Annotated in this window: 23 protein-coding genes and 1 tRNA gene; 12 read left to right on the top strand and 12 right to left on the bottom strand. The window is 59.7% G+C overall.

What is annotated here, in order from left to right; genetic code table 11:
• Window positions 1-215: 215 nt before the first annotated feature.
• From AC5S3R_RS11920 to AC5S3R_RS11945, 6 genes are all read left to right on the top strand, one after another.
• The gene (locus tag AC5S3R_RS11920; protein ID WP_494267262.1) at window positions 216-2,132 is read left to right on the top strand and encodes a glycoside hydrolase family 125 protein; all 1,917 of its coding nucleotides are present in this window, start codon (window positions 216-218) and stop codon (window positions 2,130-2,132) included.
• Between the two features lie 75 nt (window positions 2,133-2,207).
• Complete coding sequence (locus AC5S3R_RS11925) at window positions 2,208-3,290, top strand: YheT family hydrolase (protein ID WP_494267263.1); 1,083 nt, start codon at window positions 2,208-2,210, stop codon at window positions 3,288-3,290.
• Window positions 3,291-3,294: 4 nt separating this feature from the next.
• Window positions 3,295-3,846 carry a hypothetical protein gene (locus tag AC5S3R_RS11930; RefSeq protein WP_494267264.1) on the top strand — a complete coding sequence of 184 codons (552 nt, stop codon included), beginning with the start codon at window positions 3,295-3,297 and terminating at the stop codon, window positions 3,844-3,846.
• Window positions 3,847-3,898: 52 nt separating this feature from the next.
• Window positions 3,899-3,975 (top strand) — tRNA-Arg (locus tag AC5S3R_RS11935).
• Window positions 3,976-4,025: 50 nt separating this feature from the next.
• Window positions 4,026-4,997: a type I phosphomannose isomerase catalytic subunit gene (locus tag AC5S3R_RS11940; protein WP_494267265.1), complete on the top strand. Its 972-nt coding sequence runs from the start codon at window positions 4,026-4,028 to the stop codon at window positions 4,995-4,997.
• Window positions 4,998-5,268: 271 nt separating this feature from the next.
• Window positions 5,269-5,928 carry an outer membrane beta-barrel protein gene (locus AC5S3R_RS11945; RefSeq protein WP_494267266.1) on the top strand — a complete coding sequence of 220 codons (660 nt, stop codon included), beginning with the start codon at window positions 5,269-5,271 and terminating at the stop codon, window positions 5,926-5,928.
• Between the two features lie 90 nt (window positions 5,929-6,018).
• Here AC5S3R_RS11945 and pgi read toward each other — a convergent pair whose 3' ends face one another.
• Window positions 6,019-7,662 (bottom strand): glucose-6-phosphate isomerase, encoded by a 1,644-nt coding sequence (pgi, locus tag AC5S3R_RS11950; RefSeq protein WP_494267267.1) that lies wholly within the window; start codon window positions 7,660-7,662, stop codon window positions 6,019-6,021.
• Window positions 7,663-7,775: 113 nt separating this feature from the next.
• On the opposite strand from pgi, the gene AC5S3R_RS11955 reads away from it, so the two are divergent.
• A complete protein-coding gene (locus AC5S3R_RS11955; RefSeq protein WP_494267268.1) occupies window positions 7,776-8,246 on the top strand; it encodes a VOC family protein in 471 nt (156 codons plus the stop codon).
• Here the strand turns inward: AC5S3R_RS11955 and AC5S3R_RS11960 are convergent.
• Window positions 8,243-10,438 (bottom strand): chymotrypsin family serine protease, encoded by a 2,196-nt coding sequence (locus AC5S3R_RS11960; RefSeq protein WP_494267269.1) that lies wholly within the window; start codon window positions 10,436-10,438, stop codon window positions 8,243-8,245. The two genes, AC5S3R_RS11955 and AC5S3R_RS11960, sit on opposite strands and share 4 nt — an antisense overlap.
• 262 nt (window positions 10,439-10,700) lie before the next feature.
• Entirely contained in the window at window positions 10,701-11,726 is a 1,026-nt protein-coding gene (locus AC5S3R_RS11965; protein WP_494267270.1) for an LLM class flavin-dependent oxidoreductase, read from the bottom strand.
• Between the two features lie 94 nt (window positions 11,727-11,820).
• Between AC5S3R_RS11965 and AC5S3R_RS11970 the strand changes: the two genes are divergently transcribed.
• Both AC5S3R_RS11970 and AC5S3R_RS11975 read left to right on the top strand, forming a co-directional pair.
• Entirely contained in the window at window positions 11,821-12,342 is a 522-nt protein-coding gene (locus AC5S3R_RS11970; RefSeq protein WP_494267271.1) for an O-acetyl-ADP-ribose deacetylase, read from the top strand.
• A 29-nt stretch (window positions 12,343-12,371) separates the two neighbouring features.
• Window positions 12,372-13,370 carry an aldo/keto reductase gene (locus tag AC5S3R_RS11975; RefSeq protein ID WP_494267272.1) on the top strand — a complete coding sequence of 333 codons (999 nt, stop codon included), beginning with the start codon at window positions 12,372-12,374 and terminating at the stop codon, window positions 13,368-13,370.
• Here AC5S3R_RS11975 and AC5S3R_RS11980 read toward each other — a convergent pair.
• Genes AC5S3R_RS11980 through AC5S3R_RS11990 form a run of 3 tightly spaced genes read right to left on the bottom strand, consistent with a single transcriptional unit; the run spans window position 13,367 to window position 14,940 of the window.
• The gene (locus AC5S3R_RS11980) at window positions 13,367-13,618 is read right to left on the bottom strand and encodes a type II toxin-antitoxin system RelE family toxin (RefSeq protein ID WP_494267273.1); all 252 of its coding nucleotides are present in this window, start codon (window positions 13,616-13,618) and stop codon (window positions 13,367-13,369) included. The two genes, AC5S3R_RS11975 and AC5S3R_RS11980, sit on opposite strands and share 4 nt — an antisense overlap.
• A gap of 2 nt (window positions 13,619-13,620) precedes the next feature.
• Window positions 13,621-13,902 carry a hypothetical protein gene (locus AC5S3R_RS11985; RefSeq protein ID WP_494267274.1) on the bottom strand — a complete coding sequence of 94 codons (282 nt, stop codon included), beginning with the start codon at window positions 13,900-13,902 and terminating at the stop codon, window positions 13,621-13,623.
• 27 nt (window positions 13,903-13,929) lie between these two features.
• Window positions 13,930-14,940 (bottom strand): zinc-dependent alcohol dehydrogenase family protein, encoded by a 1,011-nt coding sequence (locus tag AC5S3R_RS11990; RefSeq protein WP_494267275.1) that lies wholly within the window; start codon window positions 14,938-14,940, stop codon window positions 13,930-13,932.
• A gap of 151 nt (window positions 14,941-15,091) precedes the next feature.
• On the opposite strand from AC5S3R_RS11990, the gene AC5S3R_RS11995 reads away from it, so the two are divergent.
• Window positions 15,092-15,307 (top strand): hypothetical protein, encoded by a 216-nt coding sequence (locus tag AC5S3R_RS11995; protein WP_494267276.1) that lies wholly within the window; start codon window positions 15,092-15,094, stop codon window positions 15,305-15,307.
• Window positions 15,308-15,431: 124 nt separating this feature from the next.
• Here AC5S3R_RS11995 and AC5S3R_RS12000 read toward each other — a convergent pair whose 3' ends face one another.
• On the bottom strand, window positions 15,432-16,205 hold the full coding sequence (locus AC5S3R_RS12000) for an SDR family NAD(P)-dependent oxidoreductase (RefSeq protein ID WP_494267277.1): 774 nt from the start codon (window positions 16,203-16,205) through the stop codon (window positions 15,432-15,434).
• A gap of 10 nt (window positions 16,206-16,215) precedes the next feature.
• On the bottom strand, window positions 16,216-17,103 hold the full coding sequence (locus AC5S3R_RS12005) for an NAD(P)-dependent oxidoreductase (protein WP_494267278.1): 888 nt from the start codon (window positions 17,101-17,103) through the stop codon (window positions 16,216-16,218).
• A 62-nt stretch (window positions 17,104-17,165) separates the two neighbouring features.
• Here AC5S3R_RS12005 and AC5S3R_RS12010 point away from each other — a divergent pair, with 62 nt between their 5' ends.
• Both AC5S3R_RS12010 and AC5S3R_RS12015 read left to right on the top strand, forming a co-directional pair.
• Window positions 17,166-17,945 (top strand): HipA family kinase, encoded by a 780-nt coding sequence (locus AC5S3R_RS12010; protein ID WP_494267279.1) that lies wholly within the window; start codon window positions 17,166-17,168, stop codon window positions 17,943-17,945.
• On the top strand, window positions 17,923-18,321 hold the full coding sequence (locus AC5S3R_RS12015) for a DUF3037 domain-containing protein (RefSeq protein ID WP_494267280.1): 399 nt from the start codon (window positions 17,923-17,925) through the stop codon (window positions 18,319-18,321). Before AC5S3R_RS12010 ends, AC5S3R_RS12015 begins: the two co-directional genes overlap by 23 nt.
• Window positions 18,322-18,369: 48 nt before the next feature.
• Here the strand turns inward: AC5S3R_RS12015 and AC5S3R_RS12020 are convergent, their stop codons facing one another.
• The 4 genes from AC5S3R_RS12020 to AC5S3R_RS12035 all read right to left on the bottom strand — a co-directional run bounded on the left by AC5S3R_RS12020 (window position 18,370) and on the right by AC5S3R_RS12035 (window position 24,351).
• Window positions 18,370-21,117: a DNA translocase FtsK gene (locus AC5S3R_RS12020; RefSeq protein WP_494267281.1), complete on the bottom strand. Its 2,748-nt coding sequence runs from the start codon at window positions 21,115-21,117 to the stop codon at window positions 18,370-18,372.
• Between the two features lie 337 nt (window positions 21,118-21,454).
• The gene (locus tag AC5S3R_RS12025; RefSeq protein WP_494267282.1) at window positions 21,455-23,080 is read right to left on the bottom strand and encodes an alpha-L-fucosidase; all 1,626 of its coding nucleotides are present in this window, start codon (window positions 23,078-23,080) and stop codon (window positions 21,455-21,457) included.
• Window positions 23,081-23,129: 49 nt separating this feature from the next.
• Window positions 23,130-23,780 (bottom strand): hypothetical protein, encoded by a 651-nt coding sequence (locus AC5S3R_RS12030; protein WP_494267283.1) that lies wholly within the window; start codon window positions 23,778-23,780, stop codon window positions 23,130-23,132.
• 97 nt (window positions 23,781-23,877) lie between these two features.
• The gene (locus AC5S3R_RS12035; protein ID WP_494267284.1) at window positions 23,878-24,351 is read right to left on the bottom strand and encodes a DUF3455 domain-containing protein; all 474 of its coding nucleotides are present in this window, start codon (window positions 24,349-24,351) and stop codon (window positions 23,878-23,880) included.
• Between the last annotated feature and the right edge of the window lie 206 nt (window positions 24,352-24,557).

The following is a 24,557-nucleotide window of genomic DNA, read 5'->3' on the forward strand; positions in this document are numbered from 1 at the left end:
ATAACGGTGTAATTGATACCATCGTGAAGATTCGACTGTCAATAAAGCTTTGTCCCGGAGGGGCCGGATGCGTAACCCAAAATACGGAGAGACGCCGGGTAGTAAGTTCGAGCGCCGGGCACATGGGAAAGATATCCCCCATGTGTTGCGGAATAGGGAGGCGCACCAGGATGCGCGGTAGGGGAAAGTGGTCGTTCCGAATTGGGGTCCGGCGCATGATTGTCGGATGGATGCTGGTAGTGCTTGCATCGTTGTCTGCGTATTCCGCGGAGGCACCGCGAAAATTTTCCCTGGCGCTGCAGCCGGATGACGTGCTGCCCACCGGAAATGAGTGGATATCTTTGCCGGATATTCGCGCGGATGACGGGGCGCTTGGGACGTTCAACGCTATTTTTATGCGTCAGCGCGGGCTGATGCAGGTGGGCGGGGAAAATGGCGGGCCTGCGATTCAGCCGTATTTCAATGTGCAGGGCAAGCCGCTGGCGCTGCACCATCTTTCGTGGGACGTGCTGGAATATTGGATTCCTACGGGGCATCTCAGCGTGGATGGCATGGACGTGACGCTTACGTACTGCGCGCCGCCGGGTTCGCGTGCCGCGTTTCTGCGTATGACGATTACGAACCGCCGCTCGAATGCGGTTCCGGTTACGCTGGGCGCGCATGCCTCGTTTGGCAGTGTGAATCGCGTTACTTATGTGCCGGTTGCTCTGCGTGGGGAGAGGACGGTGGGGGCCGCGCCGTGGGTTAGTCCCGGTGAGGTCTTCAGCTACATCACCACGGATACGCAGTTTGCGTGGTCGTTTGTGCATCCGGGGGCTACGGCGGAGGTGACGATGCCGCCGCTGACTGCGGAGCCTGCATCCAATGCGAGCAGGCAAGTTACGCTGGCTCCGGGAGAGACGGCGGAATCGCTCTTTGTTCTTGGCGTAGGGGTGGAGGAGTTCAGCGCTGCGCATAACGCCAAGGCGCTTCGGGAACTGCTTGATCGCAACGGAGCGGAGGCGATGCTCAACCAGGCGGCTGCATGGTGCCGTGCGCGTACTCGCACGACTGGCCGGGCGGATCTCGATTTGTTGATGAATCGCAATTTTCTGTTTACGGAGCTTTACGCGTGGGGGCGGACTATCGACACGGAGCAGTGGGTCGGAGTTACGTCGCGCAGTCCGCGCTACTACGTTTCCGCGGCTTACTGGGACCGCGATGCGATGTTGTGGAGTTTTCCGGGGCTGCTGGATGTGGACCCTGCGATGGCGTCGCAGGCGCTGGAGTATGCACTGACTACGCAGCTCTCCAACACTGGCACGCACAGCCGCTTTATCGACGGGGTGGTGCTGGAGGATGGCTTTCAGCTTGATGAGGCTGCAGCGCCAGCGATTGCGCTGGCCAGTTATGTGCGCCGCACAGACGACCTTGCATTTCTCAACCGTCATCGTGAGGCTGTTACAGTGCTGCGGGAACGGTTGCTCTCGCGCTTTGACTCCGAGACGGGGCTCTACTCTTCTCTGCAGGATTCGCAGGACGAGTACCAGGAGCTGCCTTATCTCACCTATGACAATGCGCTTGTCTGGCGTGCGCTTCTTGATTTGGGAGAGCTTTATCGCGGGCTGAATGACGCTGCGTTAGCGCAGGAGATGACGCAGAGAGCGGAAGCTCTGCATGCGGCTGTGATGAAGTATTGCGTTGCGAACGGTGCGGCGGGTGCGGATGGGCCTATCTTTGCTTCGGCAACGGATGGCAAGCGCGCTATCTTTACCGAAATTCCTCCGGGGGCGCTTATGAAGCTGCCTGCGCTTGGTTTTATTGCCGAGGATGACCCAATCTTTGCGCGTACGTATCGCTGGCTTCATTCGCCGAACTACGAATATTCCTACTCAGACAAGCCTTATGGGCTTCCGGGAAGTTATCGGTTGCCGTTTACTCCATCATGGCCCGTGGCTGACCACTTGCTGTTGAAAGCTGGCCGTGATCAGGCTTTGAAAATTTTGCGGGCAAGCCATTGGGATGGCGGAATTTTCACGGAGGGCGTTGATCCATCCACTGCCAACATGGACCAGGCTGGACGAGCTTTCGCCACTGCGGCCGGGTATATTGCGCATGCAATCTGTGAGGCGGCTTGCACCGGTAAACACTGAGGAATGGCCGCATTCTTCCTGATATTGACGGCGCCAGAAAAAGTTAAAAATATGTTAACCTGAATTTTTGCGCGAATGGATACATCGTCACATCTTTTTCAGCCTGGAGCTACGGAAATCGGCACTGCCGCAATCACGTATGCACCGGCAATTTCAGAAGTTGCCCCGGTTCCCGGATGGCTGTCGGCCTTTATGCCGCGCCGTGGGTTCTCGAACGGTCACGTGCAGACGATTGTGGGCGACGTCTATCCTCGTGCGAAATTTTCGCTTCCTTCTCATGCGGAAGAAGTTGTTGTGGATTCCTCTGATAACAGCCGCGTGCTGTGCCACACGCACTGGCAGGCTGCGGATGTTTTGAGCGACCGCCTTACGGTTGTGCTTGTGCATGGCCTTGAAGGCTCGTCGGATTCGCACTACATCCAGGCGCTGACTACTCGCGCGTGGAATGCCGGGTACAACGTTGTTCGCATGAACATGCGCAACTGCGGTGGAACGGACAAGCTTACGCCTACGCTTTATCACTCGGCACTGTCCGGTGACGTAGGTGCGGTTGTTGAGCATTACACGCAGCAGTTCGGTCTTACGCGTGTGGCGCTTGTGGGATATTCCATGGGCGGGAACCTGGTTCTCAAGCTGGCTGGCGAGTGGGGCTTGCGTGCGCCGCTTTGCGCTGTGGCGACTGTCTGCCCTGCTGTTGACCTTGCGGCCAGCTCCGATGCTTTGCACACCAAGGGGAACCGCTTCTACGAGTGGCATTTTCTGCGTCGCTTATTGCGGCGTTATCGCACGAAGGCTGCGTTGTTTCCGGAGATTTATTCGACGAGTGGGCTTGATTCTGTCCGCTCTCTTCGCGATTTTGACAACCAGATTGTGGCGCGCTACTGCGATTTCCGCGATGCTGACGATTACTACTATCGTGCCGCTGCTGCGCGCGTCATTGACCGCATTGCTGTTCCGACGCTGATTGTGCGCTCGTTCGATGACCCGTTCATTCGCTTTACGCCGGAGACGTGTAACACGATTCTCGCTAATCCGAACATTGCGTTTGTAGAGACGGAGCATGGCGGGCACTGTGCTTTTCTCTCGACAGCCAAGGGGGAAGAGATTCACTGGGCCGAGTCCACCGTGATGCGTTATTTGCAGGAAGCAACCGCGTAACAAGATGGAAGCCGATTGGGAGTTTGAGATTGGCACCGATGCGCCGGTGATTGATGCGCATTGGGAAGGCTATGTTGACCTTCGTGCGCATCCTGAGCGGGCTGCGGAGCTTTCGGAAGCAATTCAATTTTCCGCGTTAGCCAATGCGCTTGTGCGACTCAATGCGTCTGCTTCTCCTGTCTGGACGAGCAAGTGCGATGTGTGGCAGGTAGATCTTGATGAAAATCCTGTCGACGCGTTTGAGATAGATGCCGCAGGCGATGCGCTTTCTGCGGCATACGCTTGCTATATCGATATTCTTTCTTCTCCGCAATTGCCGTGGTCGCAGCCCAAAGATGCAGAGGCGTTTTGCAGGGCGCTATGCGTGCGTTTGGGAGCGATTCCATTGCGCTCTACACGTGCTGACCTTGTTATTCGGCGCGCTGTTCTGGCTGGCGGAGAGGAAAGTGTTGGTGTGACGACTTATCTTGTTGCGGCGGGCGGCTCGCATGAAGCCGCTCTGCAGGTTCTTGCGCATGGGCTCTCTGTCTTTGCTGATTCCATCCTTGCTACATAAGCGCGGAAGGTCTCGCAGTATGGCCAGCTCAAAGCTACAATGGAAGAAACACGGGCGAGTAGCTCAACTGGATAGAGCAACGGCCTTCTAAGCCGTAGGTTGCAGGTTCGAGACCTGCCTCGCCTACCACGTGTCAGCCCTTCTGTTCGGTTTCGCGGAGATTCTTTAGAATAGAGAATATGCCGACGCAAGCTCTTCCCTCATTCGCTCCATTCCTGATTGAACCTTACCTGTCCACCCGCGTTTGGGGGTATAAGGACCTGCGCCCCTGGTACAACATTGTTGCGGATGGCGACCCCATTGGCGAGGTGTGGCTCACTGGCGACCAATGCAGTGTGAGCTCTGGTCCGCAGGCGGGCAAGACGCTTGGCGAACTGTTTGAGAAATCTGCTGCGGAGATGCTTGGCACTACGGAGCATGCTGGTTCGCCGCTTTTGATTAAGATGCTTTTTGCTCGCGAGAAGCTTAGCGTGCAGGTGCATCCGGATGATGCGATGGCGCAGAAGTATGGCGACCCACGCGGCAAGACCGAGTGCTGGTATGCCATGGCTGCGGAGCCTGATGCCGTTGTTGCCGCAGGTCTCAAGCCCGGCGTCACGATGGAGCAGATTCGCAATGGAATCCACAACGGTACGCTTGAGGAAAGCCTGCAACTGGTTCCCGTTGCGCAGGGCGACATGGTTTTTGTGGATGCGGGAACGGTGCATGCGATTTGGCCGGGTGCGATTATTCTCGAGACGCAGCAGAACTCCGACCTTACCTATCGCATGTACGACTATGGGCGTCCGCGTGAGCTGCACATTGAAAAGTCCCTGGAAGCGACTCGTCTTGTTACGCGTGCGGGCAAGGTTGCGCCGCAGGTGCTGGAAGACCGTACCGTGCTGATTCGCGAGAGCTATTTCTGTGTCGAGCGCATTCACATTTCTGACTCGCGCACCAGCGTTTCGCTGCGGGATTCCGATGAGTCCGAGCAGGGGCTGTCTTATCTTTTTGCTGCCGCGGGTTCGGCGCGCCTAGTGGGAGAGGGCTTTGAGACGGTCACGATTCCGGAGCGGGGAATTGCGGCGATTCCGGCACTATCTCCTGCATTTACAGTGGAAAATGGCGGGAACCTGGACCTTATCCGCATCTCTCCACGGTGGCCAAAGTAACTGGAAAGCGGCAACTTTGACTGGCGAAACGGGTTACTTCTCGTTAGAAGGGCCGTCAACATATTTGCCGGGCAAGCAGAGGCTAGTACAATCAAGAGGCTGGCTCCCGAAGCCTGGGAGCCTGTAAGTTTGCTAACTAAAAATAGAACAAATTAAAGAGGTAAAAAGCCTCTATTTTCTATAGATAGATGTGTGCCACTCGCCGCGTTTATCGATCCATTGAGTCCGCTATCCACGCCTTGGGACTATTTGTTGCAAGGAGATACATTACATGCGAAGCAAGTTGTTTTGTGCAGGGATTCTTGCGCTTCTACTCCCCTACTTCGTAGCAAAATCTGCTTCCGCCCAGGCGAATTATGCCGCTCGCGAAGACCATCCCCGCTTTCTTGTTGGCGCCGGTATCTCCGGTTTTAATATGGATTGGGGACATGGCAGGATGTACGGCCCAACTCTATGGGCTGATTGGAACCCGCCATTTATGCCCGGGTTTCTGAGCGGGCTCAGCGTCGAATTAGAGGCTCGTGATATTAGCTGGCATCGCAACTCCACGCAGCCGTCGGATTTTCGGACAGATACGCTTGGCGGCGGGCTGCTCTATCACCACCGTCTGCCCTATCTCCGCAGAATTCACGCCTTGCAGCCCTTTGTGAAGGCGGAGTGGCTGTACGGCAGCATCGACCATCACGCAGGCGTGCAACTCAATCCGGTAGACCCGAACGCTCCTATATCGCGGACTTTTAATCACGAGACCCGTACTGTAACAGAGCTGGGTGGCGGCTTTGACTATCATCTACCGGCTCACCTGACCGCTCGCGCGGAGTATGACTATCAGTTCTGGCCTGACTTTCTCGGGAGGAGTGGCAAGGAACTGAATCCCGCAGGTGTGACTCTTGGCGTGCTTTATTCGTTCGGTGGCCGTTCGCGCTTCTAGGCGGAATTTTTCAGATTGCTACAGCAGGGTAAAAAGACAATCGGGGAGCAGGCTTGAGCCTGCTCCCCGATTGTCTTTGGGTGCGGATGTTTAGCCGCGCTGCTTTTTGTAGAGGTTGATGAGGGTGTTGGTGGAGCTGTCGTGCGTGGTGACGTCGCCTGCGGCTTCCAGCTCGGCACCGATCTTCTTTGCCAGAACCTTGCCGAGTTCTACGCCCCACTGGTCGAAGGAGTTGATCTGCCAGATGGCGCCCTGCGTGAAGACCGAGTGCTCGTAGAGGGCGATCAGCTTGCCGAGCGCCTCTGGTGTGAGCTTTTCTACGAGGATGGTGTTGGACGGGCGGTTGCCTTCAAAGACCTTGTGCGGCACGAGCTCTGCGGGCACGCCTTCTGCTTTGACTTCTTCGGCGGTTTTGCCGAATGCGAGGGCTTCGGCTTGCGCGAAGACGTTGGCCATGAGCAGGTCGTGGTGCTCGCCTAGCTTGTTCAGCGTCTTGGAGAAGCCGATGAAGTCGCTGGGGATGAGGTGCGTTCCCTGGTGGATGAGCTGGTAGAAGGAGTGCTGTCCGTTGGTGCCGGGCTCGCCCCAGAAGATGGGGCCGGTCTCGTAGTCTACTTCCTCGCCGGAGAGGGTGACGTGCTTTCCGTTGCTCTCCATGGTGAGCTGCTGCAGGTAGGCAGGGAAGCGCTTCAGGTACTGGTCGTAGGGGAGGACGGCTACGGTCTGCGCGTCGAAGAAGTCGGCGTACCAGACGGTCAGGAGGCCGAGGAGGACGGGCAGGTTCTTCTCAAATGGAGTGGTGCGGAAGTGCTCGTCGATGGTGTGGAAGCCGGCGAGCAGCTTGCGGAAGTTGTCCGGGCCAACGGCCAGCATGGTGGAGAGACCGATGGCGGAGTCCATGGAGTAGCGACCGCCGACCCAGTCCCAGAAACCGAACATGTTGGCGGTGTCGATGCCGAACTTGGTGACTTCGGCGGCGTTGGTGGAGACCGCTACGAAGTGCTTCGCGATGGCTGCGTGGTGCTCCAGCTTCTGGAGAGCCCATGTGCGCGCGGTGTGCGCGTTGGTCATGGTCTCAAGCGTGGTGAAGGTCTTAGACGAGATGATGAAGAGGGTTTCTTCGGGGTCGAGGTCGTGGGTGGCTTCGGCGAAGTCCGTGCCGTCGATGTTGGAGACGAAGCGGAAGTTCAGGTCGCGCTGGCTGTAGTGGCGCAGTGCCTCGTAAGCCATAACCGGGCCGAGGTCGGAACCGCCGATGCCGATGTTGACGATGTTCTTGATGGACTTGCCGGTGTAGCCCTTCCACTCGCCGCTGCGCACGCTGTTGGCGAAGGCGGAGAGGCGGTCGAGGACTTCATGCACGGCGGGAACTACGTCTTCGCCATCCACGAGGATTTTTTCGCCCTTGGGTGCGCGAAGGGCTACGTGCAGGACGGCGCGCTTTTCGGTGGAGTTGATCTTTTCGCCCGAGAACATGGCGTCGATGCGGGCCTTGAGGCCGCTCTCTTCTGCCAACTGGAGAAGGAGCTTCAGCGTTTCTTCGGTGATGCGGTTCTTGGAGTAGTCGAGATAGATGCCTTCGGCCTCGACGGCGAACTTGGTTCCGCGTGCGGGGTCGGCCTTGAAGAGGTCGCGCAGATGCTCGTTGCGGAATTTCTCGTAGTGGGCGGTAAGTGCCTTCCAGGCTGGGAGTTGGGTCAGTGGTGTCTGGGTAGTGGCGGGAGAAGTGCTCATATGGGGATGCCTCAACCTTTCAGAAATATGCTAACGCATGAGCCTAATGCGTTTTGATTGATTTGGGATGAATGACCGTGATGTAGACTGGTCGCCGTTTGGGAGGGGAGAGCATGTGCGCTTTTGAAAAATCCGCTCGTATTACGCCGTTTCTCTGGTTTGATAGCAATGCCGAGGAGGCGGTTGCGTTTTATCTGTCTGTTTTCAAGGACTCGCGGCGCATTGCCGAGTTGCGCAGCCCGGTGGATGTGCCCGGTCCCAAGGGAAGCATCGTTACGATTGATTTTGAGCTGAATGGGCAATACTTTACGGCTCTGAATGGCGGGCCGCACCATAAATTTTCTGACGCTATTTCGCTGGTTGTGCGGTGCTCCTCGCAGGAGGAGATTGATTATTACTGGTCGCGGCTTGTTGAGGGCGGCGGCGAGGTTGCCTGTGGATGGCTGCATGACAAGTTCGGCGTGGCATGGCAGATTGTTCCTGAAAATATTGGGGAACTGATTCGAGACCCTAAGGCGTTTCAGGCGATGATGCAGATGAAGAAGCTGGATATTGCCGCGTTGAAGAGTGCTGCGCAGGCTTAATAAGCTGGCGGGACGCAGCGCTGGGTGGAGACCGGCTGCGCGAAGGAACGCGTGACGTGGAGGCGGTCCATGACTACGTAGCGGACGCGTATGCCGTCGATGCTCTGCTGCAACTGGGCGGGCAGGTGGCTTTTATCGATATAGACCACCAGGGCTGCTTCGCGGGGATTGTCGAGGCTTTGGCCGACGCCTACGCCGAAGATTGCCGGGGTCTTTTCCATGAGGCTGTGCGCTGTTTGCTGCTTTACTTCCAGGGCACGTGATAAGGCTGCGGTGGTTAGTGTTTCGGAAGCCTTATTGACCGTGGGCGCGCTGCCCGTGGCTACGGCTCGCGCTGTTGTGGGGATTATGACTGTTCGCACGCCGCCGATGGTGGCCGGGATGTTGGGTATTGCCGCTTCTTCCACGTAGACGATTACCGCGGCTTCGCCAGCGTGGTCACTGCTTTTGCCTGCTGCTATGCCGAGTATGCCTTCGCGCGGATTGACCATGGTGCGGGCCAGGGTCAGCGCTTGCTGGGTGCGTGCGGTTTCTACGGTACTGAGAGGCTCGCGCTGCGCGGCGTTGACGGTGCTGTCTCCGAAGCTGAGGCAGCTTACGGCGTGGTCCGAGCCGCCGACGAAGGTGTAGCTTGTGGCTCCGGCGGTGCTTAGTTCATTCAGCACTTCCGGCGCGGGGGTTGCTACGCCCTGCACTACTCCTGCAGAATCCATGCCGCCCGCGAAGAAGAGGCCTACGGGCTCGGCGTTGGTGGCATCGACTACGAGCGCGCCGGAATCGCCTGCGTCGCTAAAGCGGTCGCCGCTTACGGCTAGCTGGTGGGTGAAGAGTTTTGTGAGGTAGTGGCGGGTTTCGGCGCAGTCCTCGAAGTAGTCCACGGCTACGTCGAGGTCGATGGCGGAGACGGCTCCGCAGGTGAGGCCGGTGGTGCGTCCGCTCTTGGCTACCTGCAGGGAGAGGTGCGCTGTTTCTCCCTTGCCGCCGGTGGAAGAGACTCCGGGAGGGGCGCTCATGAGCGTGCCGTCTGATTTGCGTGTGCCGAGTTCGAGGATGGCTCCGGCTCCGTCTACGAGACGGGGGGAACTGACTTGCGCAAGCGCTGCATCGGCGTTGGTTTGCGGATTCTTGAGGGGGAGCCAGCTTGAGAGCGTGGCTACCGGGGTGGTTCCGGGGCCGTTGCCGTTGGGGGTGCAGTTGTTGTCAATGAGGCCGGGCTGCACGATGGCGTCGCCGGAAGAGGCGTGGTCGCTGCGGGCGAGGACGTGATTGTTACTCAGCAGATATTGCTTTCCGGTGGAGTCGGCGACGAGGGCGCCGAGCGTGCCGCCGCAGCAGTCGGCGACGGAGTTTCCGGTGGCGTCGAGGTCGCTGTTGTTGCCGCCGGAGGCGCCGAGGGCCATGGGCATGTTCAGCGGTTCGCGGTGGGAGACCGGGTTGCTGGCTACGCCTGCGGGATTGAGCAGGATGGCCATCTCTGTTGTGGCTTTGCCTGCGTGGGCTACTACGTAGCTGACGGTGGGAGCTTCAATTACTGCCGGGGCGGAGTAGGTTACGGTGCAGGTGGTGAAGGCCGACTGGGTGCGTTCGCAGTCCGCGGGGCTGAGGGTGCCTGCTCCGCCTTGGGCCCCGCTGGGGCTGCCCGAGAGGGCAAAGCGGATGCCGGAATGGCCTCCGGCTTCAGAGAGCTTGCCGGTGAGGGTGACGGTTCCGCCGGGGCCGAGGGTGACGTTTTCCGGGGTGAGGGGTTCGAGGAAGCCGGGCGTGATTGTAATGGTGGTGGTGGCGGTGATGGACGGGGTTTCGACCAGGCGCGCGGTTACGGTGACTTCCGCGTGGTCTGAGGTTAGAAATCCGGGTGGGGTGTAGCGGCCTTCCGCGTCGATGGTCCCGGCTCCGGCCTTGGGGTCTCCACCAGCGACGGTCCACATGATTTTTGCGGGGGAGCCGTCTTCGGTTGCGGCGGAGAAGCGGTAGACGGCGCTGCCGCGTCTATCGGTTGCGTTGCAGCCGGTGCAGTTGGTGTCGATGCTGGCGTCACCGCCGCTCAGCGAGAGTGAGGCGCTGGTGGGCTGCATAGTGCGCGTGGTGCCTGCTCCGCAACCTGCTATCGCTACGGCTGCGCATAGCAGCAGGCCCATGCTGCTGCGGGAGCGCACAGGCCGGAGGAGCGATAGCGATGCTGAGGTGGCCATAGGGGGTTGGACGAGAGGCGAACTCTAGTTTTCTATGCTGGCGCAGGGTTGCGCCAGCATTTTTCGCGTATTTTTACGCTGTTTAATAGTTTAATTCGCCGTTTGGGAACGGTGTGGGTGGGGGATTTGCGGGGAAAACGTTCCTCAGGGGCTAAAGTCCCATAAATTTGGTGTTTTTATGTACGGGCTGAAGCCCGTACCCTTCCAAACAGTTCATGCCCTTTCCAACGATTCATAGCCTTCCAAACTTATTCGCCAGACACTATCGGATTGCCGTAGCCTCCATTGCTTTGGCTATCTCGGCTACACGACGATAGGAATCCAGGCGGGCCTCGTGACTGTAGGTGTCGGTGACTACTATGATTTCGTCCGCTCCGGTGGAGGTAGCCAGCTTTACGAGGCCGGCTTGTACTGTGGCATTGGAACCGATGATTGCCGCATTGAGCTTGCTTTCGACGGCGGCTTTTTCAAGAGCGTTCCACATGCTGTCCATGGAATCTACGGGAGGAAGCAGGTCTACTGGCTGATTGCGGATGAGGCGCAGGAAACGCTGCTGCGGGGTGGTGAACAGCTTTTGTGCTTCCGCATCGGTTTCGGCGGCGATGACTGGTGCGCCGACTATCAGGTAGGGCTCGGAGAGGACTTCGCTTGGCTCGAATTGCTGGTGGTACAAGGCTGAGGCGGCGTGGAGGTATTCCGGCGCGAAGTGCGAGGCGAAGGCGAAGGGCAGGCCGAGGCGCGCTGCTAAATGTGCGCTGAAGAGGCTGGAGCCGAGGAGCGTGATGGGTACGTTGCTGTTCTGGCCGGGGAAGGCTTTTACCAACTGGCCGGGGCGCTCGGGGCCGAGGTAGGCGCGTAGCTCTGCGAGCAGTTCGGGGAAGTCGTCGCCGGTTTGCGTGAGGCTGCGGCGCAGGGCGCGCATGGTCTGGTAGTCGCTGCCGGGGGCGCGGCCTAAGCCGAGGTCGATGCGGCCGGGATAGAGGGCTTCCAGGGTGCCGAACTGCTCGGCGACGACTAGGGGCGCGTGGTTGGGCAGCATGACGCCGCCGGAGCCTACGCGGATGGTTTTGGTTGCTCCGGCGACGTGGCCGATGAGCACGGAGGTGGCGGAGCAGGCGAGGCCGCCGATGGCGTGGTGCTCGGCGAGCCAGAAGCGGGTGTATCCCCACTGCTCGGCGTGCTGCGCGAGGTCTACGCTGCGGGCGATTGCTATACCGGGCTGCTCGCCGGATTTTGTTGCTACAAGGTCGAGGATGGAAACCGCGAGGCCGCTGGAATTATTCGCCATGGTTATTCGATTCATGCGGGGCGGGGTGCGATTCGGGTTCCTGCGAGCTTGAGCCTAGAGTCCACTCAAGGCGTATGCTCATTCCGAGGTTGCTATGGCTCGTCTGATTGCGGTGCAGGGCGACATTACGACGTTTGCGGTGGATGCGATTGTCAATGCCGCGAATGAGTCGCTGCTGGGCGGCGGTGGTGTGGATGGGGCGATTCATCGCGCTGCTGGGCCGGAGCTGCTGGAGGCTTGCCGCAAGCTGCATGGATGTCCTACGGGGTATGCGAAGCGCACGCCGGGGTTTCGGCTGGCGGCGAAGTGGGTTTTTCATACGGTGGGGCCGATATGGCAGGGCGGCAGCTTTCAGGAAGATGAGCTGCTGGCAGGATGCTACCAGCGGTGTCTTGAGCTGGCGCTTGAGGTTGGCGCGAAGTCGATTGCGTTTCCTGCTATCAGTACGGGTGTTTATCGGTTTCCGCATGAGCGGGCGGCGAAGATTGCGATTGCTACGGTGCAATCGCATGTGGAACAGAGTGGCGTGGAGGAGATTTCCTTCGTTTCTTTTAATGGCGAGACGCAGGGTATTTATGAACGGCTTCTGCATGGAGCGCAGACACAACCTGCTTAATCTACACAGAGCACAAATCAGGAGTGCAAATGGAATACGTCAATCTTGGTAAGACGGGGCTTAAGGTTTCCCGCATCTCTCTCGGCTGTATGACTTATGGCGCGCCCGCGGTGGGCGAGCTTACGCCGGGCAGCCAATACTGGGCGCTGAATGAAGAGGATAGCCGTCCTTACTTCAAGCAGGCGCTGGATTTCGGCATCAACTTTTTCGATACGGCGAATGTGTACTCGCGCGGGGCTTCGGAGACGGTTCTTGGAAACTTTCTTCATGACAACGTGCGGCGCGAGTCGGTGGTTGTGGCTACGAAGGTTTTCAATCCCATGCGCGAGGAGCCTAACGGCAAGGGGCTTTCGCGCAAGGCGATTATGTTTGAGCTGGAGCAGAGCTTGAAGCGGCTCAAGACGGATTACATTGACCTTTACCAGATTCACCGCTGGGATTATGAGGCTCCGATTGAGGAGACGCTGGAGGCGCTGCATGATGCGGTGAAGGCGGGCAAGGTGCTCTACATTGGCGCTTCGTCGATGTATGCCTGGCAGTTTGCGAAGTCGCTTTATCTTGCGGACCTGATGGGGTGGACGCGGTTTGTCTCGATGCAAAACCACTACAACCTGCTGTATCGCGAGGAAGAGCGCGAGATGACGGGGCTTTGCCTCGACCAGGGGATTGGGATTATTCCGTGGAGCCCGCTGGCGCGTGGGCGGCTGGCGAGGCCGTGGAAGTCGGAAAATACGAAGCGCTTTGAGACGGATAAGTTCGGCACTTCGATGTATTCCGTGACCGAGGCGAGTGATGAGCAGGTGGTCAATCGGCTGACAGAGGTTGCGGAGAAGCGCGGGGTTCCGCAGGCGCAGGTTGCGCTGGCGTGGCTGCTGGCTAAGCCGGGTGTTACGGCTCCGATTGTGGGAGCCAGCAAGCCGCACCATCTGGTGGATGCGGTGGCTGCTGTTGACTTGAAGCTTACGCCGGAGGAGATCCAATCGCTGGAAGAGCCTTATCAGCCGCATCCGGTGCTTGGGTTTAACTAGCGATAAGCTTCGCGGCGATGTTTTACAGAGGTGACGTAGATCGTGTTGTCTGTGTCATAGAAGCGCAGCCTGTAGTCTCCAACGCGTAGTCGGAACTCGGGCGGCTCGATGTCCTGCAAACGCTTTACGTCACCTTCGCCGGTAGCCGCAAAATGTGCCAGCGCATGCAAAATGCGCAGCGCAGTAGGTTGGTCAATTGCGCGAAGATCTGCTCTGGCGCGCTCTCGCCACGCAATGTTTTTACCCATTATTAGCGGCCCGATTGTGCGGATTTCAGAGTCGCGCCGAATTCGGCAAGAATTTCTTCATGAGAAATGACCTTGCCGCGGGAAATCTCCGCGCGCGCTTCTGCAATATCGCGCTTTTCCGCGTCGCTGACAGGCTCATCGTCAACCGGGGCATTGGCCAAGGCTGCTGAGACCGGATCAAGCATAACCTCAAGCAGGCCGACAACCGCTGAAACCTGTCCCGTGCTCATGCGCTCAATTAACTCATGCGCCAGTTGCTTCGGGTTGGTTGCAGTGGTTGCCATGGCCCAATGATAGCGCGAGCCTCATCTTCACGCCACCGTCATCACCAGCTTGCCGAAGTGGCCGCCGTTTTCCATGCGGGATAGAACTTCTCTTGCGTGCGTCCACGGGAAGTCTTCTCCTACGGGGCGGAGACCGGCGAGGGAGATTGCCTGATTCATCTCGACGAAATCCTGACGCGAGCCGACGTAGATTCCGCGCAGGATGGATTGCTTGTGCAGGATGACCGGGATTGAGATTGGCTCGGTGGGGGTGACTCCGGTGAGCACGCCAACCTGAGAGATGGTTCCGCCCATGCGCACGGCGCGCAGCGAGCGGGGCAGCGTGCCTACGCCGCCGACTTCCACGATTACGTCTACGCCTGCGCCGCCTGTTTCGTCCAAGGCCCAGCGGTCCCATTCGGGGGTTGTCTTGTAGTTCAGGGCGGCGTCGAGGCCCATTTCGCGCACGCGCTCCAGTTTTTCCTCGCTGCCGGAGATGCCCAGCACGCGGGCTCCCATGAGACGGGCGAATTGCAGGGTGAAGAGCGAGACTCCGCCGGTGCCCTGGATCAGGACGGTGCTGCCCGGTTTTACGTCGCCGGCTTTGAGGGCGTTCCATGCGGTGACGGCGGCGCAGGGCAGGGTGGCGGCTTCCTGATAGCTGAGGTGCTCGGGGATGGCCACGAGGCCCTTTTCGTCGAGCACTACGAATTCGGCGAGTGTGCCGTCGATGTCGCCGCCGAGGGCGCCTTTTACTTTTTCCGGGGTGGCGGGGCCGTCGAGCCAGTTCTGCATGAAGATTCCGGCAACGCGGTCGCCGGATTTCCATTGCGAAACGCCTTCGCCGATTGACACGACTTCTCCCGCGCCGTCGGAGCAGGGAATTCGGGGCAGCTTGAGCTTGGGGTTGTAGAGCCCTTTTACCATCATCAAGTCACGGAAATTCAACGAGATGGCGTGAATCTTGACCAGTACCTGTCCCGGACCTGGCTCCGGCTGCGGCCGCTCCGCAAATTCCAACTTCTCAACACCAAACGAACTAATCTGCCAGACCCGCATTTCATCTCCTCAGCATGAAAAACCCATAAAGACTGTCGAATTTAGGCCAAAAGACTGCACCAGGAGTGGTGAAAACCAGATAAAACCCCCGTAGAATGAAGATATGGCCCGTGGTTGGGAAAGTAAATCCGTGGAGGAGCAAATGGCAAGCATGTCGCAGACTGTCCCGATGGTGGGAAACGGTTTCGTAAGCGAAGAAACAAAGCGCGCAATCGAAGCCGAGCGTACTCGCAAGGCACGTCAGGTCCAGGCGCTCACCCTGCAGAAAGAAAACATTCTTTCGCAGCGAACCTCAAACCCCGTGCGCCGACAGGCGCTCGAAGCTGCCTTGGCCCAGATTGAGGCCGAGTTAGCCAAGTTCAACTAGCCCGCCTTTGGCGGGTTTTCTTTTGGGCTGGGACTGGCCGTCCGGGCGATTGTGTCTTTGGTGCAACCAGTCCATGGATGCGCGCCTCATGTCTGTATTTTCCGGACACAGGAATAACGATTCCTTATTCACTCTTTCTGCTAATCAGCAGCGAATTTGCCTGCTGTACGGAAGTTAGCAGCACATCCGCGATATTCACGTGAGCTGGCCGCGTCGCCGACCAGACGATCACTTCGGCTACATCCTCCGGCGTGAGCGCATGCACGCCCTTGTAGACATTTGCCGCCCGTTCCTCGTCGCCGCGAAAACGCACCAGGCTGAAATCTGTCTTCACCATGCCGGGGTCCACGCTCGTCACGCGGATTGGCGTGCCGAGCACGTCCTGCCGCAGGCCGTCGTTAATCGCCCGCTCCGCTGCCTTTGTTGCACAGTACACCGCGCCGCCGGGGTAGGTGAGGTGGCCGGCGGTTGAGCCGAGGTTGATGACGTGGCCGCTGCCGCGCTCGACCATGCCGGGGACTACGGCGCGTGTTACATGCAGCAGGCCCTTCACGTTGGTGTCGATCATCTCATCCCAGTCGGCAACCTTGCCCTCGTAGACTTTTTCCAGTCCGCGGCTGAGGCCGGCGTTGTTGACGAGGACTTCAATTGGCTGCCACTCTTCGGGCAGTTGCGCGATGGTAGATGCAACGGCGGCGTTGTCGCGGACATCGAGAGCGATGCTGTGCACGTCTGCCGAGCCGCGTTTGGTGGCTTCGGCGGCGACTTCCGCGAGCTTTTCCACGCGCCGGGCTGCGAGTAGAAGTTTTGCTCCTTCTGCGGCAAACGCCAAGGCCGTAGCCGCGCCGATTCCGGCGCTGGCTCCTGTGATGAAGACAACTTTCCCTTTGAGGCTCATGCCTTCCATCCTACCCAAGATTTTTGCGGCTGCGTTTTTGTGCCATGCGGTATTGGCCTACGGCCCAGTCGGTATCGGCGAGTCCGCCGGCGATGGCTTCGTCAAATATCTGGGCCATGTCGTCGGCGAGGCTTAGCTTTGTGTCGTGCGCAGCGGCTGCGGCGCGGAAGAGGCCCAGGTCTTTTTTGCCCAGCGCTACGGTTGCTCCGGCTTGCTCAGGCGGGTTGAGCATGATTCCCGCATAGTTTGCATAGAACGGCGACTGGAAGAGTGCGGAGTTGATAGCTTCAAAGAAGGCTGCAGGGTCGATTCCCTGAGATTCTGCGAAGACGAAACCTTCGGCTAACGAGCAATTCATTGCGCAGATGAGGAAGTTTCCGCCGAGCTTGATGGCATGCGCTTGTGGAGGATGATTGCCTGCGATGGAGAATCCGCGGGAGAGCGGCGCGAGGATTGGCTTGGCGCGTTCGATGGCTTCGTCGGCTCCGGCGAGTACGATCCACAGCTTTCCGGCTTCGGCGACAAACGGCCTGCCGAAGACTGGAGCCGCCACAAACCCTATTCCGCGCCGCTTATGTTCCTCGGTCAGGCGCTCGGAGAGCTTTACGCTGATGGTGCCGCACGCGATATGAAGTCCGCCCGGCTCCAGGGCATCCATCAAACCATTCGGTCCAAAGAGCACCTCTTCATACGCCGCATCGTCAAACAGCATCGTGATTACGGCATCTGCTCCAAGCTCGGCTTCGGCTGGCGTTCCTGCAACAATTGCGCCCTCCCGCGCCAGCGGCGTTGTGCGGCCTTCCGTACGGTTCCAAACCGCTACCTCATGCCCTGCGTCAATCAGACGCTTTGCCATGTGCGAACCCATGCTGCCCAGACCCAGAAAGCCTATCTTCATTGCTGTCCTCCAGCTCGTTTGTGCGTACTCGAAAGAAATGCATCCATTAAACTGTTGATTCGATGCTGCGAACGATACAAGCGACGCGTTATGTGCTGCCTTTGCGCGAAGGCGGCTCGCTGCCCGCCATTGTAGAGGCGGACGATCTGGGGATGTACGTGGTGAAGTTTCGCGGCGCGGGGCAGGGGATTCGCTCGCTGATTGCGGAGTTGATTGCTGGCGAGATGGGGCGCGTGCTTGGGCTGCGGGTTCCGGAGATTGTGTTTGCGGAGATTTCGGCGGCGCTTGGGCGCAATGAGCCTGATTATGAGATTCGCCAGTTGCTGAAGGCGAGTGTGGGGCTGAATCTTGCGCTGGATTATTTGCCCGGCTCCATGATGTTTGATCCGGCGGCGCGGGATACGGCTTCAGCAGAAGAGGCTTCGATGCTGGTGTGGCTGGATGCGTTTACGCAGAACGTGGACCGCACGGCGCGGAATGCCAACCTGCTGGTATGGCATCACAAGCTTTATCCGATTGACCACGGGGCGGCGCTGTTTTTTCATCACGACTGGGACAATATGAAGAGCAAGATTGAGTCGCCGTTTGCGCAGATTGAGCAGCATGTTTTGTTGCCGTGGGCTGGGGAGATTGAGAAGGCGGGAGAGGTTGCTCGCGGGAAGTTGACGGCGGATGTGCTGGCAGCGATTTTGAATGAGGTTCCGGATGAGTGGCTGGAGGCTACTCCGGGAGCGACGGCGGCGGAGCGGCGCGCGGCGTATCTGGATTTCTTTGTGCGGCGACTTGCATCTGCGCAGATTTTTGAACAGGAGGCGATCCGTGCCCGCAGCCGCATCCTTTGATTACGCGCTGCTGCGCGTGGTGCCTCGCGTTGAGCGGCAGGAGTTCATCAACGCCGGCGTTGTTGTGTTTTGCCTGGAGAAGCGCTACCTTGCGGCGCGGATTCATCTTGATGCGGAGCGGTTGAAGGCGCTTTGGCCGGATGCGGATGCTACGCTCGTGCGGAAGCATCTGGAAGCAGTGGAGCGGATTTGCGCGGGGGATGCGGATGCGGGGCCGATTGCGGCGCTTTCGTTGCGCGAGCGGTTCCATTGGATTGTTTCGCCGCGCAGCACGATGATTCAGCCTTCGCCAGTGCATACGGGGGTTTGCGATAGCGCGGAGGGGATGTCTGCGGAGATTCTGGACAGGTTGGAAAAGCAGTTTTTGCTTTCGTAAAAAGGAAGAGGCCGAGGATTCATCCTCGGCCTCTTCCTTTTTTGTTTTTTATTCTGCGGTTGCGCTTACTTCGTGCAGCCAGCCGGGGGCTTTGAGAAGTTCGCGCGGGCGGGAGCCGTCGGCGGGGCCCACCAGGCCGTCGCGCTCCATCATGTCGATGAGATGCGCGGCGCGGCCATAGCCGATGCGAAGACGGCGCTGCAGGAGCGAAGTGGAAGCCTTACCGAATTCGAAGACGAGGCGTACTGCGTCGTCGAACATGGGGTCGTTGTCTTCTTCGCTGTCGCTGCCGCCTTCCATTGTTGCGCGTTCGTCCTTCGGAGATTCGAGGAAGCCTTCGGCGTATTCTGCTGTGCCCTGGTCCTTCCAGAAGTTGACGACTGCGGCGGTTTCCTTCTCGCTGACATAGGGGGCGTGCAGGCGCATGAGGCGGCTGGTGCCGGGCGGCAGGAAGAGCATGTCGCCGCGGCCTAGCAGGGCTTCTGCGCCGTTGGTATCGATGATGGTGCGCGAGTCTACCTTGGTGGAGAGGCGGAAGCTGATGCGCGTGGGCACGTTGGCTTTGATGAGGCCGGTGATGACGTCCACGCTGGGGCGCTGCGTTGCGAGTACGAGGTGGATTCCGACGGCGCGGGCCATCTGTGCCAGACGCGTGATGGATTCTTCCACGTTGGCGCGGTCGAGCATCATGAGGTCGGCGAGCTCGTCGATGACGATGACGATGTAGGGGAGAGGACCTTCGTCCTCGCCGTTTTCATCTTCAAAGAGCGACGGCGTGGAGCCTTCTTCGTAGAGCTTGTTGTACTGGTCGATGTTGCGGACGCTGCGCGAAGCGAGGAGCTTGAGCCGGCGCTCCATCTCGCGAACGGCGTTGCGGAGGGCGTTGGCCGCTAGCTTGGGCTCGGTGATGATAGGCGTGAAGAGGTGCGGCACGCCTTCATACATGCCGAGTTCGACGCGCTTGGGGTCAACGAGAATGAGGCGAACCTGCTGCGGCGTGGTGCGGAAGAGCAGGCTCATAATCATGGCGTTGATGGCCACGGATTTACCGGAGCCTGTGGAGCCTGCAATCAGTACGTGCGGCATGGAGGCCAGGTCAGCGGTGACGATGCGGCCATTGATGTCCTTGCCCATTGCCAGCGAGAGGCGCGACTTGGCCTTGGCGAAGGTTTCGGATTCGAGCACGTCGCGGAGGTGGATGGTTTCGCGCTCGTGGTTGGGAACCTGGATGCCGACGGTGCTTTTTCCGGCCATGCGCTCGATGAGGATGCTTTCGGCACGCATGGCGAGGCAGAGGTCATCGGCGAGGCCGGTGACACGGCTGTATTTCACGCCAGCTTCGGGTTTGAACTCGTAGGTGGTGACCATGGGGCCGGGGTTGATTTGCACAACCTGGCCGCGCACGTCGAACTCGGCGCATTTTTCTACGAGGATTTGCGCTTCTTCGCGGAGCTCGCTTTCGCGGATGACTTGCGGGCCGCTGCCCGCGTTGAGCAGGGTGCTGGGTGGCAGCTTGAAGCCGCTTTCCCTTACCTGCTTGACCACGCGAGTGGGCTCGTGGATGTCGGCGCGTTCGTGGATTTCCAAGGTCTGCGCGATGGGCTCTGATTTTGGCTGCGGTGCGATGGGTTCCGCAGGGCGGATTGCCTGCACGGGCTGCGGGGCCGGGATTGGTGCTTCTTCCACAAAGCGCTGCGAGACCGGAATGTCCGGCATGGGCTCTGCGATGGGGCGCTCGATTCGCTCGACTGGCTGTGCGGCTTGCGATGGTTCCGGAGCATAGCGCTGCGCGACCGGGATGGTGGCTGCCGGCTCGGGCTGTCTTGCGGGTTGTGCTTCTGCAAAGGCTGCGGCGGCAGCGGAGACGGGAGCGGCGGCTTCCGTGGTGCGCTCCCAGATGCTGGCGCGGCGTGCTACGGGAGTTGGAGCTGGAACGGGCTCGGCATAGGCTGGTGCGGCTTCGGCAACTTCTGCGGGGCGCTGGCGCTGGTAGGCGGGGATTTCCTGTACCGGGTCCACTTCCTGACGGCGGCGTCCGAAGAGCGCGGCCAGCTTGCTGGGGGCACGCATAGCGGGGGCGTCTTCTTCGCCGTCGGCGTTGCCGGTGTAGAAGCGCTGCGAGGGGCCGGGGTTTTCCTGCTCTTCCTTGAGAGAGTTGCGCTCGGCGCGCATTTCGGCGCGCTCTTCACGCCAGTTGTGCCAGCGGTCGCTGAGAGCCTGCATGCCGCCCCAGCGGGCTTCGAGAATCTCCATGATTTCGCGGAAGGAGATGGCTAGTGCGAAGTACGAGCCTGCGAGCGCCAGCACGGCGGCTACAATCCATGCGCCTTGCACGTTGAGCCAGCCCACCAGTATGGGAGCGACGAGACGCCCGAGCACGCCTTCTACGGGGATGGCGTGCATCCAGCGCCAGTGCCACGGCAGCAGGCCGAAGACGGTGGGCAGGAAGACAACTGCGAAGAGGCAGCCGAGGGCGCGCAGCCAGACCGCGCCGGACCAGCGCGAGCGCATCCAGCCCCAGGATACGGCGCCCATCCAGATGGGGATAAAGAAGGAGGTGAAGCCGAGCGTCTGCAGGAAGAGGTCACTCGTGGACGCGCCGAAGGGTCCGACCCAGTTCTTGACCAACGCGTGCGTGCCGGGGTCTATCGAGGTATTGAGCGAGGGGTCAGCCGTGTGGTACGTGGCCAGCGCAAGAAGAAGGAGAATCGCGGCAAGGGCCAGCACAATGCCCAGAAACATGTTGACCGGGCGGCTGCGCGTGGGCGCAAGGGCTATCTGGATGGGCTTAATCATTGAGGGACCGTCTCCATCCCCGGCACGCTCGCCGCAAACCTAGTTGTTGCGCATCGAGCACCAGGAGCGGAGGCGAGAATCCCAGAGCAGATTTGATTATCGATGGTGGGGAAGGGGAACCGGGTGGCAAAACCGGGCAGGGGAACCATGATGGGTACGGCAGCATTGCATGCAGCCACTGCGGTTTTCAGCCGCCACGGGGACTTTGTGGCGCTCCCGATGGTCGGGGAGTGGATTTGTGTCGGCGGCGAAAAGCAACCGCAGATCCTTCACTCCGCCTACCCCACGCACGATAAAACTGTGCGCGGGGTAGGCGCTTCGTTCCGGATGACAAGCTCTATTTCTGTGATGAGGTAGGTGTGAGTTTCAGGGCATAGGCATACTGGCACGTCGCACTTGCGGGCAGTGTTACCGTCAGCGCGTTTGCATCCTGTGTCCACTGGACTTTTTCGGTTGAGCCTAAGAGCTCGATGTTGCCGATGGGATAGTGGGCGAGTGAATGGATTGCGGCTTTTCCGCCCTTCGGGCAAGTCATTCCGATTGCGTATACCGTTGTGCCCTTCGAGGTGAAGCGGAAGTCTTCCGCGGTATAGCCCTTGGTGGCGGTGTCGGTAAAGGTGCCGGCCTTGATCTGCGTGGGGCCTTCGCCGTACGTTACCCACGGGGTGCTGGAGTAGATGGCTTCGCCGTTGACTTTGAGCCATGCTCCGATGGCGCGGAGGGTGGTTTCGGCTTCGGGGGGAATGGTGCCGTCGGCCTTGGGGCCGATGTTCAGCAGGAGACTGCCGTTTTTGCTGACTATGTCGGCGAGCTGGTGAATGATTTCTTCGGGCGTTTTGTAGGTGTCGTGCTCGATGTAGCCCCAGCTTTTGTCGGAGATGGAGGTGTCGGTCTGCCAGTGATCCTTGAGGATGTGGTCCTGCGCTCCGCGCTCGAAGTCGCGAGCGCCGGCCTTGAAGGGCAGGTCGTCGATTTTGATGTCGATGACGGCGGGGAAGCTTTTTGCAGCGGCGTAGTTGTAATAGAAGGATGTGAACTCGGTCATGACATGGCGGTAACCGGGCTGCCCGGCCCACCAGTCGAAGTAGAAGACTTCGGGGTGATACTTCTGCACGAGTTCCGAGGCGCGGGCCAGCCAGTCGCGGGCGAACTCGGGGCTGACGTAGGTGAAGTCCTGCTGCATGAAGTCGGAGTCGCCGCCGTCGATGCGCTCATGCGCGGGGCCGTAGAGCGAGGCGTACTTGGGGTCGTTGACGTCGGAGCGGTAGGTGCGGCCACCGTCGAAGAACCAGTCGTGCTCGGCGCGGTGATAACTGAGGCCGAAGTGCAGGCCCTGGGCACGGATGGCGGTGGCTAGCTCGTTGAGGGTGTCGCGCTTGGGGCCCATCTTAACGACAGTCCAGTCGGAGAGTGCGGAGTCATACATGGCGAAGCCGTCGTGGTGCTCGGCGACGGGGATGACGTATTGCGCGCCGGATTCTTTGAAGAGTGCGGCCCAGGTGTTGGCGTTGAAGTTTTCGGCTTTGAACTGCGGGATGAAGTCCTTGTAGCCACGTGCGCCGTCAGGACTGGCGAAGCGGGTTTGGAAATCCTTGTATGCGCCTTCGTCGCTCTGGTACATGTTGCGCGGGTACCACTCGTTTTCCGCGGCGGGCACGGAGTAGACGCCCCAGTGAATGAAGATGCCGAATTTGGCGTCCTTGTACCACTGCGGCTGCTGGTAGTGGCGCATAATCTGCGGCCAGTCGGCGTGGTAGGGGCCTTGTTCGGCGATGCGGTCAGTGTCGGCGAGGACCTTGGCGCGGGCTGCGTCGTACTTGGAGACGGACTGCTGCCACTCGTGCTCGATTTCGGCGGCGGATTTGGTGTCGCGGGTGGGGGCTAGCGGGTCATTTGCTTGCGCGAGAGAAAGAGACGCGGCGGCGCAGAGAGCCAAGGGAGCGAGACGCAGCAGGTTTGCCATAGAGACGCATCGTAAATTGCAGATGCGCGGCGTGTAAACGGTTGCGGCGTTAGTTGCCGCCGCCGATGAGCATGACTCCGCTTGGCTTGACGCGGCAGGAGTCAGGAGCGGCTACGTTCCAGACGCTGCCGTCGTCATAGGTGATGGCGTTGAGGCGAATGAAGCTGAGAGCGGAGAAACCGGGGAGGTCGAACTCGGTGCTGTCCTCGCTGGAGCCATCTGTTTCAAAGCGGATGGTGAGGGTTCGATTGAGATAGTTGGCGGTGGGGAGCGAGTCGCCGGGGCGCACAGGCCGGTCAATGCCTGTCTGGAGTGGAGCAGCCCATTTGCGGGCGGAGTAGCCGTAGGCGGTGATGTTGGCGTAGGTGATGTGTTTGCCGCCGGGAGCGCGCAGGGTGATGGTGGGCGTCATTCCGGGATCAGGGTTTTTGCCGCCTCTGTTGGCGCGCTCGATGTGCAGGCCGCCGCCCTGACGGGCTTCCATGGAGATGGGGCATGTTGAAAGCCGCGCTGTAAGTGCTTTCTGCATTTGCTGGAGGCGTTCCTGCACCTGCTCCTGCGTAAGCTTTGGCTGTTGGGGACCGCTGCCGGGTTGTTCCGTTCCGGCAACGCCGAAGCTGGGGCTCGGTGTGCGCGTGTATTGCGCTGCTGCTGGAAGTGCAATGGAGAGAGCTGCAAGCAAAAACGCGGCGGATTTCATGACGGGCCTCCTTGGCTTGGAGAGCGGAAATCGGCTTACGGAACCACGATACGCCGGGCGGGAAGGCGAAGCAAATTCCTCTTTGCTTGCAGGAACGCTATTTGCCGCCGGTGTAGAACTCGTAGGTGGCGGTGTAGGGCTTGCTTAGCTCGCCGGTGGTGCAGGCTTCTTTGGGCGCGGCTCCGCCTTGCGTTTCTACGCGGCGAATGTAAGTGACGTTGGCCAGCGTTCCGGTGGTGGAAACGGCTTGCACCAGCAGCCAGGGGACGGAGGTTCCGTCGGGCGCGGGCTGGTTGGCGATGGCTTTGCCTCTGACTTCCCCGCCATTGTCGAGATGCCATGTTGGTCCGGCGAAATGGTGGCCGATTACGTTGCCCTGCGCGTCGAGCAGCCTGGCGTCGGGGGCCTTCAGCTTCCAGTGGCCATCAGTGCAGGTGTAAATCTGCAAGCCGTCTCCCTTGGCTTTGAGCAGGAGGCTTGTTCCCGCAGGAGCGTCAACGGAGGCGGGGGACTGGGCGCAGATAAACCCGGCGGAGATCAGGAGAGCAGCAGCAACGAGTGTCGTTTTCATGAGCGCTTTCAGAAACAGGGGATGGTGCAAACCACGCACGCCATATCAGACACCATTATCGAGCGTCCGGCGTGGAAAGGCTGGCTTCTCTCTTGTAATTTCTTTGTCTCTCAGTAACTTGCTCCCCACCAGCGGGAGGGCCACGGAAGCTGCGTGGCACGCAAAGCGCGCAGTCCGCCCGGCGCGGAGCAGTGTGGTACCGTTGG

Source organism: Occallatibacter sp. FHG110214_02, assembly GCF_059115385.1.